Source organism: Xylophilus sp. Leaf220, assembly GCF_001421705.1.
GTDB lineage: Bacteria > Pseudomonadota > Gammaproteobacteria > Burkholderiales > Burkholderiaceae_C > Xylophilus.
The window spans coordinates 121505-136278 of the sequence record NZ_LMKO01000023.1 but is presented as its reverse complement, the minus strand read 5'-3'; the positions used below and the strand labels follow the sequence as shown (position 1 = coordinate 136278).

The following is a 14774-nucleotide window of genomic DNA, read 5'->3' as shown; positions in this document are numbered from 1 at the left end:
ACCGATGAGCAAGATGCGCCTCTACTACTACCGTGTGCTGATGCCGCACGGCGCCCTGAAGCAGGGCCTGCTGCAGCTCGTGGTGGAGCGCGACCATTCCGCACGCCTGCGGCTCGAGCGCGAGACCGAAGGCACGGTGCTCACCCTGCAGCGGCTGCCGGGCTGGCTGGGCGACGTGGGCGCTGGCCTGCGCAAGCTCACCGGCCGCGGGCTGCGCATGGAAGACCTGGCCGGCCTGCTGCGCGACCTGAGCCTGATGCTGGCCGCCGGCGTGCCGGCGATCGAGGCCTTGCGCACGCTGGTCGAGGAGGGCGGCCAGACCGGCAACCATGCGGCCGGCCGCGTCGCCAAGCGCCTGGCCGACGACCTGATGAGCGGCATCCCGATGGCCGCCGCCTTCGACCGCTATCCGGACGTGTTCCCGGAGACGGTGCGCAACCTGGTCACCATCGGCGACCAGTCGGGCACGCTCGACCGGATGCTGGCCGAAAGTGCGGAACACGTCGAGCGGGTCGTGTCGATCCGCCGCGACATCCGCACCGCGATGATCTACCCCATCTTCGTCTTCGCGACCATCTTCGCGGTGGCCGGCTTCTGGGTGTACTACGTCGTGCCGAACATGGCGCGGCTCTTTCGCCAGCTCAACGCCAAGGTGCCGCCGCTGACCGAAGGGCTGGTGAACTTCTCGAACGCGCTGGCCGACCATGCCTGGATCGCGGTGCTGGTGGTGGCCCTGGTGGCGGCGGCGATCGCCTTCGTCTTCGTCCGGGTGCCGCGGGCCAAGACGGTGTTGCACGAGGTGCTGCACCGGCTGCCGGTCACCCGGGTGCTGATGACCGCCTCCGGCATGGCCCACCTCACGGAGCACCTGGCGATCCTGGTGCGCGCCGGCCTGGAGTTCGTGTCGTGCCTCGACATCCTGGAGCGCTCCACCCGGGACCGCTACTACCGCCACCGGCTGCGCCGGGTGCGCGAGTCGGTGGCGCGCGGCGAGCGCATCTCGCTGGCGATGCGGCGGGTGGGCGGCTTCCCGCCGATGGCGGTGCGGATGATCGCGGTGGGCGAGGAGTCGGGCAGCCTCGACAGGCAGCTGACCCACCTGGCGCTCGAGTACCGCAAACGGCTCGACACGCTGATCAAGTCGCTGTCGGAAATCATCAAGCCCGCGATCATCCTCGTGGCCGGCGGGCTGTTCCTGTTCCTCATCGTGGCGCTGCTGCTGCCGGTCTACGACCTGGTCCAGCAGTCGGTGCAGCAATCGCTGGGCGGGCGCTGATGTTGCGCGCTCGCCGCTCCTCCAGTGCCACGCCGGCCCACCGCCAGCGCGGTCTGGGCATGCTGGAAGCCATGCTCCTCCTCCTGGTGGTGGGAGGGGCGCTCGTGGCCGGCGCCATCGCCTTGAAAACCCGGCAAGCCTCGATCGCCGCCGAGGACGAGGTGGCGGCGCTGGCGCAGGCCGACCGCTTCCTCGCCAGCTTCGTGGCGGCGTACAACCGCCTGCCGTGCCCGGCGACGGGCGACGACGGCGTGGAGGACTGCGCGTCCGGCGTTCAGAAGGGGAAGCTGCCGTACCGCACGCTCGGCCTTGAAGGCTCGATGGCCGCCGCCGGCGTCGGCCGGCTGGGCTACGAGGCGCAGCGCAGCGCGGTCGACCTGGCCAAGGCCGCCGGCGGCAACAACGACTTCGAGCCCATCGCCTTCGGGGGAGACACCTACAACGCCCGCCGCGCGCTCGGCAACCGGGGCACGACCGCCGACTTCTGCCAGACCCTGGCCAGCGGTGCCGCACTCCCGGTGCAGGACGCCCATGCCCGCGTGGGGCCGACGGCGGGCGGCTACCCGGTGGCCTATGCGCTGGCCCACCCGGGCCGCCAGGATGCCGACGGCGACGGCCGGCTGTTCGACGGCCTCAATGCCGGCGCCTCCGCGGCGATGGAACTGCCCGGCGCGGGATCGACCCTCGGCAGCTACGACGACCGGGTCCTCGCGCGCACCTACGCAGGCCTCGCGCGCATGCTCGACTGCGAGCGGCTGATGGCCTCCCTCGACGTCATGTCGCTGGCAACCGAGGTCGTCGAAGAGGTGACTTCCCAGCGGACGTGGGGTGTGGTGACGGCTTCGCTCATCACGGCCGTCAACGGCGTCAAGGCGATCGTCAGCGGGGTGAAGATCGCCGTCGCCGCGGGCAACATCGGCACCGCCTCGGGCTACATGGCCACCGCCAGCGGCCTGCTGGCCACGGCGATCGCGACCTGCGTGGTCCTGGTGGGATGCGCGGAAATCCCGCACGCCGCGGCATCGGTCGCCGCGGCCGGCGTCGCGATCGCGGCATCGGCCGTGGCGATCGGGCTCAATGCAGCCGCCCTCGCAGCCTCGCTGGTGGCCTTCGGCATCGGCGTTGCCGCGTCGGTCGAGGCGGGACTGGAGACGGCGCCGGTGGCGATGGACATTTCCGCATCCGTCAGTGCGGCGAAGACGAGCTGGGACGACGCCACGGCCCGCAAAACGAAGGCGCTGGCGGATCTGAACACGGCACTGTCCCAACGCACCATTGCGGCGAACGAGCGCGATGCGGCCAACACGGCGCTCTACACCGAGGCCCACAACGTCATCGCCGAGGCGAACAACAGGGGGTCTCCGAACAAGGGCACGACCGGCATCAACGCGTACGACGGCGACCTGGCCGCCGTGAAGGACAAGGCGGATGCGTGGATCCTGGCCCTGCAGACCTACAACTACGCTTCGGACGCCCTCCGGCAGGCAGAGCAGACCGCCGCCGGCTCCAACACCACCACCACGCAGAACGACGCGGCCATCGCGGCACTGCAGGCGCAGATCGACGCCGAGGCGGACCCGGCCAAGAAGGCCGAGCTGCAGAAGGCCCTGGACAACCTGCGCGCGCAGGGCACCACCAGCGGCAATGCCGCGCAGATCCAGCGCCTGCGCCAGCAGATGGACACCTTGACCGCCCAGATCGCCGACCTGGGCCCGCAGATCGACGCGGCCACCGACGCCGCCGCACGCACCTCGCTGCAGGATCTGCGCACCAGGCTGCAGGCCCAGAAGGACGATCTCGGCGCACAGCTCGCGAGCCTGTCCCTGACGGTGGCCTCGGCCCAGGCCAACAAGGACGCGGCGCTGGCTGCGCTCTCCACGGCCCGGACCGCCCTCGATTCCGCGCGGGACAGTGCCGCCGACAAGTTCAGGGCCCTGCCGTATGTGGTGCGGGAATGCACCACGCAGGTCGTGGACAAGAAGGAGGTCACGACATGCAGAGACGTGTCCTACACCTTCAACGGCCGACAGCGCGTGCTCGACAAGCTCAACGCCCTCTACGACACCGGCAACGGCAAGTACTTCGTCTGGTGGATGCGCAACCAGAGCGTCAACTCCGCGCAGCAGGCCTACGACCAGAGCGTCGGCCAGGAAGCGACTGCCAAGTCGCGGTACGACGAACTCCGCACCCTCGCCAGCGGCGCGGCCGGCGGCGGGGCCAAGCTCAACGGTGTCTGGACGGGCGCCGAAAACATCCTGAGGCAGGTGGACCTGCGTGGAGGTATCCGATGACGCGCAACGCGTGGGGCCGGAATGCCGGCTTCTCGGTCCTGGAACTGACCGTCGCGCTGGCGGTGGTCGGCGTGGCCGGGCTGGCCGTCTGGCAGCTGCTGCCCGCCAGCCGCGACGTGGCGCAGGGCGACCCGGCGCAGCTGCGCCTGCGGCAGGCGCAGGACGCGGTCGAGGGCTTCGCCCTGCGAAGCGCCCGGCTGCCCTGCCCGGCGCCCGTCGGCGGGAGCGGCAGCGAGGCCTGCGGCGCGACCGCGCTGGGCGAACTGCCGTGGCGCACCCTGGGCCTGCCGCGCGCCGACGTGCCGCTGCGCTACGGGGTGTATCGCACGCCTGCTGCCGATCTGGTCACCGCCGTCGCACGGTTCAGCCCGCTCCTGCCGCCGGCCCCGGTGGTGGCCGGCTACAGCGCAGCGCAGGTCAACGGCCTCGACCTCTGCCAGGCCCTGCGCGTGGCCGCTGCGGCCCCCACCGGGCTGCTGGCCGGCGGCGTGCCGGTGGCCTATGCGGTCGCCGACGCCGGCCCCGACCGGGTTTTCAACCTTCCCTACAACGGCGGCTTTCCGCTGGCAGGGGCGCCCTCCACCGCGGAATTCGACGACCGCATCGCCGCCACCGGACTGGGAGAGTTGTCCACGCGGCTGTCGTGCGTGACCCGGATGGGCGAAACCCAGGCCGCGGCCCGCTCGGCGTACGCGGCGCTGGACATCTACCGCGACGCGGAGATGTTCGACCGCTTCCGCGGTTTCGCCTACCAGGTGCGCATCGCAAACACCAAGCTGGCGATCGCCACGCTCTCGCTGGCGTCGCTCGACATGCTGAACGCCATCGCGACCACGGCCAGCGCCGTCTCCCTGGCGGCCAACAGTGTCGGCGTCGGCGCCGGAACGATCGCCGCCGGCGTCCTCGGCATCGGTGCCTCGGCGGGAGCGCTCACCGCCGCCAGTGTCCAGCTCGGCCTCGCCGTCACCGCAGAGACCAAGGCCGGCAAGCAGGCCGCGGATTCGACCGTGGTGAAGGCCCGCTTGCTTGCCGCGCGCGATGCCGCCGTCGCCGCGGCGGCGCAGCAGGACACCAAGGGATTGCTGCCATGAGGAAGAGCCGCCATTCCGGATGCGGCCGCCAGGCGGGCTTCACCCTGGTGGAGCTGGGGGTGTCCCTGGTGCTGATGGGCGTGCTGGCATTGGCCTTCGTGGCCTACTGGCGCATGTCGGCCCAGGAGAAGGCCACCGTGGCGGACCGGGACCTGCTGGCGGTGACCGAGCGTGCCGTGGTCGGATTCGCCCATGCCCGCTTCCGCCTGCCGTGCCCGGCACGCGACCAGGCCGGCGATGAGGACTGCACAGGAGGGCGGCAGGTCGGATTCCTGCCGTGGCGCACGCTGGGCGTCGCCGATGCGCGGGCAGGCACGCTGATGTACGGCGCCTACCGCGCCCCCCGTGCCGACCAGCCCTGGCTCGACATGGACCTGGCCCAGGCCCTGGACCGTCTGCGTCCGGCGTTCACGGTGGGCCTGCCGCCGGTGCTGCCGGCCACTCCGCTCGCGCTCAACCCGCCGAACGCCAACCTGCTGGACTTCTGCTACGCCCTGACCCTGGCCTCCAATGCGCCCGCGGACGGGTCGGCGCTCGGCGTCGTCGATGCCAATGCGGACGCCAGTCGCCGCGCGGTGGCGTTCACCGTGGCCGCGGCCGGACTGCTGGACGCCGACGGTGACGGAAATCCCTTCGACGGCCGGCAGGCCAGCGCGTCGAGCGCTTTTCCGACCTTCGACGCGGCCAACCGCCCGCTCTCCGGCGGCTACGACGACCGGGTGCTCGCCGTGCCCTTCAACGCGCTCTTCGCCCAGATGCAGTGCGGCCAGGCGTTGTCGGCGGTCAGCCACTCCCATGTCAACGCGGCGACCGCGGCCGCCTCCCTCCAGCAGGCCCTCGTCGACTACAAGCGCCAGCTGGAAATCGCCGCGCTGCTGGCGGGCGCGGGCGTGGCGTCCGCCACGGCCGGGGTGCTCAGCGCTTCCGCCGGACTTGCCTCCGCCGTGGCGGCATCGGCCAATGCGGTGGCCTTCACCATCCTCACCTACGGCTCGGCCGCGGGCGTGATGGCGCCCGCCGTCGCCGCCGTCGTGTCCAACACGGCCGCGGTAGCGGCCTCGGCCGGCACGCTGGCCCTGTCCGTGGTGGCCAAGCAGGAGGCGGACCGCCGCGTCACCGAGGTGGTCCCGCTGGTCACCGACAGCGCCACGCTGGCCACCGCGATCGACGCCGACGCCCGCACCGCCGACAACCTGGGTTTCTGACATATGCGCCTCTTCCCCTTCCGCGATCGACGCTCCCGCAGCCGCGCGGCCCCGCAACGCGGCTTCAGCATGCTCGAGCTGTCGGTCTCGCTCGTCGTCATCGGCCTGATCGTCGGCGCGATCGCGATCGGCCGGGACCTGCAGCGCAACGCGAGCTACCAGCGCATCTCGTCCGGCTTCGTGCAGGGCTGGCTGATGGCCTACGACGCCTACGCCGCCGGCACCGGCACCGTGCCGGGCGACTCCGCCACCGCGCCCACCGGCCTGGTCAACGGCAACACCACCGAGTTGTGCGGCACCACGATGCTCAACGTGTTCCTGGCGGCCGGCATCCGGCTGCCGCAGGGCCGCGCCGAAGGGCAGGCCGACCGGTACGTCTACCTCGACTCCAACGGCAATCCGCAGGAGATGCAGGTGTGCTTCCAGAACGTGGCCTGGGCCGAGCCCGGTGCGGCGGTGGGCGTGTACGTCTCCCGGCCGCGCAACGCGATGGTGCTCAAGCAGATGACGCCGGCGCTGGCCTCGCTGCTCGATGCGCAGATCGACGGCAATCCGGATGCGCGCTTCGGCCGGATGCGCGAGAACACCCAGGCGGCGCAGACCGCGGTGGTCGACGGGGTGGCCTGGAGCGTGGACGAGCGCATGGCCTTCGGCAATGCCGCACCCACCACGCTCGACGAAAGCCAGGTGGCGGTCGTGACCGGGCTGGTGGTGATGAACCGCTAGGTCCGCAGGCGGCTGCTGCCGCCTTCAGCGAGCAGTGGGCACGGCGCAGTTGTCACCGAGCGTGCCCCCGATTGCCGCCGCCCGCGAATTTAGGAGAAAATGCCCGCCAGCCGTTGTTCCGTAACGGCATGACGCTATATAAATAATAGCGCATGAGCGCGATGGCATGCCGGCTCGCGCGGTGCGCCGACCGACTGCCCCGCCATGCCGCTTCCGCCGCCAGACCGTCCCCGTTTCACCCGCGCCGCGCCGCCTGCCGCGGCCGCCGCTTCGCCCGACGGATCGGAGCGGCTCAACAAGCGGATGGCGGCCCTCGGCCTGTGCTCGCGGCGTGAGGCCGATCTCTGGATCGAGCAGGGCTGGGTCAAGGTCAACGGGCAGGTGGCCGAGATGGGCGTCAAGGTCACGGCGGCCGACAAAGTCGAGGTCGACCGCCAGGCCTCGCAGCATCAGGAACGCCAGGTCACCATCCTGCTGCACAAGCCGATGGGCTTCGTCAGCGGCCAGGCCGAGGACGGGCACGAGCCCGCCGTGGTGCTGGTCAACCCGCGCACCCACTGGCGCGAAGACCCGAGCAAGAACCGGTTTTCTCCGCCGCAGCTGCGCGGCCTGGCGCCGGCGGGACGGCTCGACATCGACTCGGTCGGGCTGCTGGTGCTGACGCAGGACGGCCGGGTGGCGCGCCAGCTGATCGGCGAGGACTCGGGCGTCGAGAAGGAGTACCTGGTGCGCGTCGCCTACGGCCCGGTGGCCGAGAACTCGCAGGCCGCGTTTCCGCGCGAGAAGCTGGCGCTGCTGCGCCACGGCCTCAGCCTGGACGGCCAGGCGCTCAAGCCGGCGCAGGTCGAGTGGCAGAACACCGAGCAGCTGCGCTTCGTGCTGACCGAGGGCAAGAAGCGGCAGATCCGCCGCATGTGCGAGCAGGTCGGGCTGAAGGTGGTGGGCCTGAAGCGGATCCGCATCGGCCGCGTGGTGCTGGGCCACCTGCCGGTCGGCCAGTGGCGCTACCTCGGCGCCGGAGAGCGGTTCTGAGCCAGATGCCGCCCGCGGCCGGCATCGTGGCCCGTCCGGCCCGCGAGAACCTGCTGCGGGCGCTGGGCCGGCGCTACCGCCGTGGCGCGCACGCGGTCAAGGCGCGCATCTTCGTCGGCGGCTACCGGCCCGAACAGGAGCACCAGTTCGAGCAGCAGTCGCTCGTCCGCCTGCGGCGGCTGGCGCCGGCGCTGGGCGTGACCGGGGTGGTGGGCACGGCGCTCAGCATCGGCGCGCGGTCCCTGCTGCCCGATGCGCAGCACACCGAGCTGCGGCTGATGCTGCTGCCGATGCTGCTGCTGATGACGATCGCGATCTTCACCGCCCAGTCGGTGCGCGGCTACGGCACCGCGGCCGCCGCGTGCGCGGCCACCCTGACCTTCGGCGCTTTGCTGGGCGCGCAGGGCATGGCGTCGCCGCTGATGTACTTCCTGCCCGGCCTGCTGATCGTGGTCATGGCGACCAGCTTCTTCTGGATCAACTTCACCCAGCTGGCCGCGGGCCTGCTGGTCTGCAACTTGTTCCTGGTGCCGTTCGCGGTGCAGGGCCTCACCCGGGCCGAATGGATCTACGGCGGCGTGCACGTGCTGCTGTCGATCGCCGGTGCGTCGGTGGGCCACCTGATGATGCAGGACTACCGCCGGCGCGCCTTCATCCAGGCGCGGCGCCTGTCGGCGATGTCGAGCACCGACGAGCTGACCGGCATCCACAACCGCCGGCATTTCCTCGACATGGGCTGCCGCATCGACGCGCGGATGCGCGAGTCGCTGCGGCCGCTGTCGGTGCTGTACCTCGACATCGACCACTTCAAGTCGCTCAACGACCGCTACGGCCACGCGGCCGGCGACCAGGCGCTGCGGTCCCTGGCCCGCACCGTCAACCAGCTGATCCGGGCGCAGGACCTGGTCGGCCGTATCGGCGGCGAGGAGTTCGCGGTGCTGCTGCCCGACTGCCCGATCGACGACGCGATCGAATCCGCCGAGCGCCTGCGCCAGGCGCTCGCGCAGATCGCGCGGCCCGACGGCTGGCTGACGGTGTCGATCGGGGTGGCCCAGCGCCTCGAGTCCGAGGACCTCTCCAGCACGCTGCACCGCGCCGACCTGGCGATGCTCAACGCCAAGCAGGCCGGCCGCAACGCGGTGAAGGTGTCGCCGCTGGCGGCCTGAACCGGCGAGCCGGCTCAGCGGGCCGGGGGCTCCATGCCCTTGGCGCGCAGCACCTCGGCCGCCTCGGGCGCCGCCAGCGCCGCCAGGAAGGCCTGGGCCGCCTCGGGGTGCGCAGGGCGGGCCGAGACCGCGCCGATGTAGCTGGTGGTGTTCTGCACCTCGGCCGGCAAGGGGCCGGCCAGCGTGGCGCCGGCCACCGGTAGGATCTCGCTGATCTGGTGCACCGCCAGGTCGGCCTCGCCGGTCACCAGGCGTTCGGCGACCAGGCCGCCCGGCACCAGCACCGCCTTGCCGCGCATCTGCTCGGCCAGGCCCATCCGGCGGAACAGGCCGTTCAGGTAGATGCCGCTGGAGCCGCCCGAGGCAGGGTCGATGTAGGCCACCTTGTGCGCCGCCAGCAGCGCCTGGCGGAACAGCGGCAGGGTCGAGACGTCGGGCACCGGCGTACCGGCCTTCACCGCCACGCCGATGCCCACCTGCGCCAGCGGCCGCAGCCCGGGCGCCACCGTGCCCTTGGCGACCAGGGGCTGCAGGCCGGCGGGCGTGAGGATCAGCACGTCGAACGCCTCGCCGCCCTCGACCCGCTTGGCCAGGGCGCCGGCGGTGTCGTTCAGCACCTCGACCTTGTGGCCGGTGCGGGCCTCGAAGGCGGGCACCAGGGCCACGACCACCTGCTTGAAGGCGCCGGCGGTCAGCACCTTCACCGTTTCGGCATGGGCGGTGCCGGCGATCAGGGCGGCGACCAGGGTGAGGGCGGGGGCGAGGCGCATCGGCGGGCTTTCGGTGGGCCACGGGGTGGCGGATCGGGAAAGTGTAGCCACCGCATGCCGCCCCCTTGAAGCGGTCAGAATGCGGCTCCATCTGGCGAGGTCGCGGGCCGTGCGCCCGTGCCGCCACGATATTTTTTTCCTGTCGTTCGTCCTCCTGTTCCACTTCCTGCCATGACCAAGCAAAAACTATCCTTCCAGGCCGAAGTCGCCCAGCTGCTGCACCTCGTCACCCACTCGCTGTACTCCAACAAGGAGATCTTCGTGCGCGAGCTGGTCTCCAACGCATCGGACGCCTGCGACAAGCTGCGCTTCGAGGCGCTCGACAAGCCGGCCCTCTACGAAGACCAGCCCACGCTGGAAGTGCGGGTGTCGTTCGACAAGGCCGCTAAGACGCTCACCATCGCCGACAACGGCATCGGCCTGACCGAGCAGGACGCCATCGAGAACCTGGGCACGATCGCCAAGAGCGGCACCAAGGACTTCATGAGCAAGCTGTCGTCCGACCAGAAGGCCAACGCGTCGGAGCAGGGCCAGCTGATCGGCCAGTTCGGCGTGGGCTTCTACTCGGGCTTCATCGTCGCCGACAAGATCACCGTCGAATCGCGCCGGGCCGGCGTGCCTGCGGCGGAGGGCGTGCGCTGGGTCAGCGGCGGCGCCGGCGAGTTCGAGGTGGAGCGCATCGAGCGCGCCCAGCGCGGCACCGCCGTCACCCTGCACCTGCGCGACGATGCCGATGAGTACCTCAACGCCTGGAAGTTGAAGCAGATCATCGCCAAGTACTCCGACCACATCAGCCTGCCGATCCTGATGGAGAAGGAGGAGTGGAAGGAAGGCGAGAACGACCAGCCGGGCGACATGGCCAAGACCGGCGAGTGGGAAACCGTCAACAAGGCCAGCGCCCTCTGGACCCGGCCGAAGAAGGACGTCACCGCCGAGCAGTACGCCGAGTTCTACAAGCAGATCAGCCACGACCAGGAGGCGCCGCTCGCCTGGAGCCACAACCGGGTCGAGGGCAGCACCGAGTACACGCAGCTGCTCTACATCCCGGCCACCGCGCCCTACGACCTGTGGAACCGCGACAAGAAGGCGGGCGTGAAGCTCTACGTCAAGCGCGTGTTCATCATGGACGACGCCGAGGCGCTGCTGCCGAGCTATCTGCGCTTCGTCAAGGGCGTGGTCGATTCGGCCGACCTGCCGCTCAACGTGAGCCGCGAACTGCTGCAGGAAAGCCGCGACGTGCGCGCGATCCGCGACGGCAGCACCAAGCGCGTGCTGTCGATGCTCGAAGACCTGGCCAAGAAGCAGAAGACCGCGCCGGAGAGCGGCGAAGGCAAGATCGACATCGGATCCGGCGAGGCGGTGCCGGCCCCCGAGCCGACCGAAGTGACCGACGTGGTCGACAAGAACACCGCCACCTCGGCGGCCGAGGCGGCGGCGGAGTTCGCAGACGAGAGCGGCAAGTACGCCAAGTTCTATGCCGAGTTCGGCTCGGTGCTCAAGGAAGGCCTGGGCGAGGACTTCGCCAACCGCGACCGGATCGCCAAGCTGCTGCGCTTCGCCTCGACCACCACCGAGACGACCAGCGTCTCCTTCGCCGACTACAAGAGCCGGATGAAGGAAGGCCAGGACGCGATCTACTACATCACCGCCGACAGCCTGGCCGCGGCCAAGAACAGCCCGCACCTCGAAGTCTTCAAGAAGAAGGGCATCGAAGTGCTGCTGATGGCCGAGCGGGTCGACGAATGGGCCCTGACCTACCTGACCGAGTTCGACGGCACGCCGCTGCAGTCGGTCGCCAAGGGCGCGGTCGACCTGGGCAAGCTGCAGGACGAGGACGAGAAGAAGGCGGCCGAGGAGGTCGCCGAAAGCGTCAAGCCGCTGCTGGCCAAGCTGAAGGAGGCGCTCAAGGACAAGGCGGCCGACGTGCGCTCCACCACCCGCCTGGTCGATTCGCCCGCCTGCCTGGTGGCCGACGAGCACGGCATGAGCGGCCAGCTGGCCCGCATGCTGAAGCAGGCCGGCCAGAACGCGCCCGACACCAAGCCGGTGCTGGAGGTGAATCCCGAGCATCCGCTGGTGAAGAAGCTCGATGGCAGCGAACATTTCGACGACCTGGCGAACATCCTGTTCGACCAGGCCCTGCTGGCCGAAGGCGGCCTGCCGGCCGATCCTGCGGCCTATGTGCGCCGGGTGAATGCGCTGCTGGTCTGAAGGGCGGTCGCGTTGCTTTTCTGAATGAAAAGAGGCTGTGGCCGGCGTGGATCGCCGGCCACCAGCTATCGATTCGATAGCGCTCCCCCGGGGCATGCCGCGGGGGAGTCTTTTTTTGCCGGTCGGCCGTGGCTACCAGGGCCGTTGCCGCGCCGTCGCTACCATCCTCCCATGTCGCCCGCACCCCACCCTCGCTCCGCACTTGCGCTTTTCATCGCCCTCCGCCCGGGAGCGAGCCGGTGATCGGCCGGCTCCACGGCCTGCTGGCCGAGAAGAACCCGCCCCAGGTACTGCTGGACGTGCAGGGCGTCGGCTACGAGGTCGATGTGCCGATGAGCACCTTCTACAACCTGCCCGCCACCGGCGAGCGGGTCGTGCTGCTGACCCATTTCATCGTGCGCGAGGATGCGCAGCTGCTCTACGGCTTCCTCACCGCGCAGGAATGCGACGCCTTCCGGCTGCTGGTCAGGATCTCGGGCATCGGCCCGCGGATGGCGCTGGCGGTGCTGTCGGGCATGAACGTCGGCGAGCTGGCCCAGGCCGTCTCGCTGCAGGAGACCGGCCGGCTGGTCAAGGTGCCGGGCATCGGCAAGAAGACGGCCGAGCGGCTGCTGCTGGAGCTGAAGGGCAAGCTGGGCGCCGACATCGGCGTGCGCACCGGCACCGCCAGCGACGCCCAGGCGGACATCCTGCAGGCACTGATCGCCCTGGGCTACAGCGACAAGGAGGCCAGCGCGGCGCTCAAGGCGCTGCCGGCCGACGTGGGGGTTAGCGAGGGCATCAAGCTGGCGTTGCGGGCGCTGGGCAAGTAGGCGGGGCAGCGAGGGCGGCAGCCTCCGTGGCGCCGCCGCCGCATCCTGCGACCGCCCATACCCTTCGTGGTGCGTTCGGCCAGCCGGCATGCCACACTCCGGGTTTTCGACTTGAGGGGACGAGCTTGAACCGCACTCCATGGATCCGCGCGCTGGGCGCCATCGCAGCCGCACTGCTCGTGGCGGGCTGTGGCGGCGGCGCCTCTTCAGACAATGTGGCGGTCTCGGCCAGCACCCGGTCGGCCCCGGCCGCCGAGGCGGTGGCGGCTCCGGCGGTCACCCAGCTCGATTCCTACGCGCCGTCGGCGGACCCGCTGCAGCAGCAGGCCAGCCCCGAGCCGACCCGCGGCGCCCGGCCCGCGCCGGCCCGCGTCGCCCTGGCGCCGATGCTCGCCACCCAGAACACGGTACAGCCCCGCACCACGGTGAACGGCCCCGATGCGCCGCTGCAGATCGGCAGCGGCCGGCTGGTGCAGCAGACGGCCACCGCGGCCGGCATGGCCAGCCACCTGGTCTGGTCGCCGGCCACCGCCACCACGCTGGCGGCTGCCATCAGCTTCCAGTCGCCGGGCGCCGCGGCGGTGCGGATCGGCCTGCTGGTCCGCAAGCTGCCCGCCGGCGCCACGCTGCGGGTCTACGCCCAGGGCCAGGACACCGCCTACCAGGTCTCCGGCCGCGAAGTTCTGGACGTGCTCTCGCTCAACCGCATGGCCGGCGGCATGTCGGACGCCGACCGCACCTACTGGCTGCCGCCGGTCGACGGCGACGAGGCGACGGTCGAGATCGTGCTGCCCGCCGGCGTGCCCGGCAGCGCGGTCGACGTCTCGGTGCCGCAGATCTCGCATCTGAAAGTCTCGGCCACGGCCGATCCGGAGGCGCTGAAGACGCTGGCCTCGGGCAGCTGCGAGATCGACGTGAACTGCACCGCGGGCAATACGACCCAGCGCAACGCTACGGCGCGGATGTCCTTCGTGCAGGGTGCCAACAGCTATGTCTGCACCGGCACGCTGCTGAACAACACCAACAACGACGGCACGCCGTACTTCCTGAGCGCCAACCACTGCATCTCGTCGCAGACGGTGGCCTCCACACTGGTCACGGCGTTCTTCTACAAGTCGTCCAGCTGCAACAGCGGCACGCCGGCCAGCGGCGTGGCCGTGCTGCGCGGCGGCGCCACGCTGCTCTACGCCAGCGACAGCACCGACACCTCGTTCATGCGGCTGAACAACGCCGCACCGGCCGGCGCGGAATTCGCGGGCTGGTCCCTCGGCCAGCCCGCGGTGGGCGCCGACCTGGTCGGCATCCACCATCCGGGCGGCGATCTGCAGAAGTACGCCCAGGGTGCCCTGGCCAGCTACCTGAACTGCACCAGCGCAGGCGGCGAGAACGTCTCGTGCAGCGCCAGCAACGTGACCAGCGGGCGCTACCTGAATGTGAACTGGAGCAGTGGACTGACCGAAGGCGGGAGCAGCGGATCGGGCATCTTCGCGACGCTCGGCGGCGGCCGCATGCTGATCGGCCAGCTCTATGCCGGCACCGGCAGTTGCACCGATACGTCGACGCGACGCGGCGTCTACGGCCGGTTCGACACGGCGTTCAATGCCGCGCTTAACCAGTGGCTGCGGCCCGCGGTCGCACCGTCGTCGACCACGCGATCGCCTGTCTACCGGTTCTACAACACGGCGACGGGTGCCCACTTCTTTACGATGAATGCGGCCGAACGCGACGGTGTCATCTCGACCTACCCATCGTTCAGCTACGAAGGCATTGGCTTCTACGCCTACGGCGCGCAGGCTTCAGGAACTTCGCCGGTCTACCGGTTCTACAACACGCAAACCGGACGGCATTTCTACACGATCAGCGCCGCCGAGCGTGATTCGGTGATCGCCAGCTATCCTCAGTTCTCGTACGAAGGTCCCAGCTGGTACGCCCAGGCCGGCACCGGCGGGAACGCCAATGCGATGTACCGCTTCTACAGCGCCAATCTGAACACCCATTTCTACACCATCAGCGCGTCGGAGAAAGACTTCGTGGTTCAGACCTATCCGACCTACCAGTTGGAAGGAATTGCCTACTACGCGTGGACCGGGCAGTAATAAGACGCTGAGCACGGGGCATCCGATGGCCCTTTTTGAAAGCGGCCTTTTGGCCGCTTTCGTGCTCTTGAGCCTGCAGCCAACGCTGGTTAAGGGTA

Annotated in this window: 11 protein-coding genes; 10 read left to right on the top strand and 1 reads right to left on the bottom strand. The window is 70.3% G+C overall.

Annotation, left to right across the window (positions count from 1 at the left end):
• Positions 1 to 4 precede the first annotated feature (4 nt).
• The 7 genes from ASE76_RS14515 (at position 5) to ASE76_RS14485 (ending at position 8787) form a co-directional block, all read left to right on the top strand.
• Entirely contained in the window at positions 5 to 1276 is a 1272-nt protein-coding gene (locus ASE76_RS14515) for a type II secretion system F family protein (protein WP_236698460.1), read from the top strand.
• Positions 1277 to 1335: 59 nt separating this feature from the next.
• Complete coding sequence (locus ASE76_RS14510; protein WP_168389263.1) at positions 1336 to 3567, top strand: FlxA-like family protein; 2232 nt, start codon at positions 1336 to 1338, stop codon at positions 3565 to 3567.
• The gene (locus tag ASE76_RS14505; protein WP_055840797.1) at positions 3564 to 4658 is read left to right on the top strand and encodes a type II secretion system protein; all 1095 of its coding nucleotides are present in this window, start codon (positions 3564 to 3566) and stop codon (positions 4656 to 4658) included. The genes ASE76_RS14510 and ASE76_RS14505 overlap by 4 nt, the downstream gene beginning before the upstream one ends.
• Complete coding sequence (locus ASE76_RS14500) at positions 4655 to 5863, top strand: type II secretion system protein (protein WP_055840793.1); 1209 nt, start codon at positions 4655 to 4657, stop codon at positions 5861 to 5863. Before ASE76_RS14505 ends, ASE76_RS14500 begins: the two co-directional genes overlap by 4 nt.
• 3 nt (positions 5864 to 5866) lie before the next feature.
• Entirely contained in the window at positions 5867 to 6589 is a 723-nt protein-coding gene (locus ASE76_RS14495) for a type II secretion system protein (protein WP_055840790.1), read from the top strand.
• Positions 6590 to 6793: 204 nt separating this feature from the next.
• Positions 6794 to 7621 carry a pseudouridine synthase gene (locus ASE76_RS14490; RefSeq protein WP_082448558.1) on the top strand — a complete coding sequence of 276 codons (828 nt, stop codon included), beginning with the start codon at positions 6794 to 6796 and terminating at the stop codon, positions 7619 to 7621.
• Between the two features lie 5 nt (positions 7622 to 7626).
• Positions 7627 to 8787, top strand: coding sequence for a diguanylate cyclase (locus ASE76_RS14485; RefSeq protein WP_055840787.1), 1161 nt, complete (start codon positions 7627 to 7629; stop codon positions 8785 to 8787).
• A gap of 14 nt (positions 8788 to 8801) precedes the next feature.
• Here the strand turns inward: ASE76_RS14485 and ASE76_RS14480 are convergent, their stop codons facing one another.
• Positions 8802 to 9557, bottom strand: coding sequence for an extracellular solute-binding protein (locus ASE76_RS14480; protein WP_055840784.1), 756 nt, complete (start codon positions 9555 to 9557; stop codon positions 8802 to 8804).
• A 171-nt stretch (positions 9558 to 9728) separates the two neighbouring features.
• Here ASE76_RS14480 and htpG point away from each other — a divergent pair, with 171 nt between their 5' ends.
• The 3 genes from htpG (at position 9729) to ASE76_RS14465 (ending at position 14676) form a co-directional block, all read left to right on the top strand.
• Positions 9729 to 11768, top strand: coding sequence for a molecular chaperone HtpG (gene htpG / locus ASE76_RS14475; protein ID WP_055840781.1), 2040 nt, complete (start codon positions 9729 to 9731; stop codon positions 11766 to 11768).
• 239 nt (positions 11769 to 12007) lie between these two features.
• Positions 12008 to 12580 carry a Holliday junction branch migration protein RuvA gene (gene ruvA / locus ASE76_RS14470; protein WP_055840778.1) on the top strand — a complete coding sequence of 191 codons (573 nt, stop codon included), beginning with the start codon at positions 12008 to 12010 and terminating at the stop codon, positions 12578 to 12580.
• 125 nt (positions 12581 to 12705) lie between these two features.
• Positions 12706 to 14676 carry a hypothetical protein gene (locus ASE76_RS14465; RefSeq protein ID WP_055840774.1) on the top strand — a complete coding sequence of 657 codons (1971 nt, stop codon included), beginning with the start codon at positions 12706 to 12708 and terminating at the stop codon, positions 14674 to 14676.
• Positions 14677 to 14774: the final 98 nt, after the last annotated feature.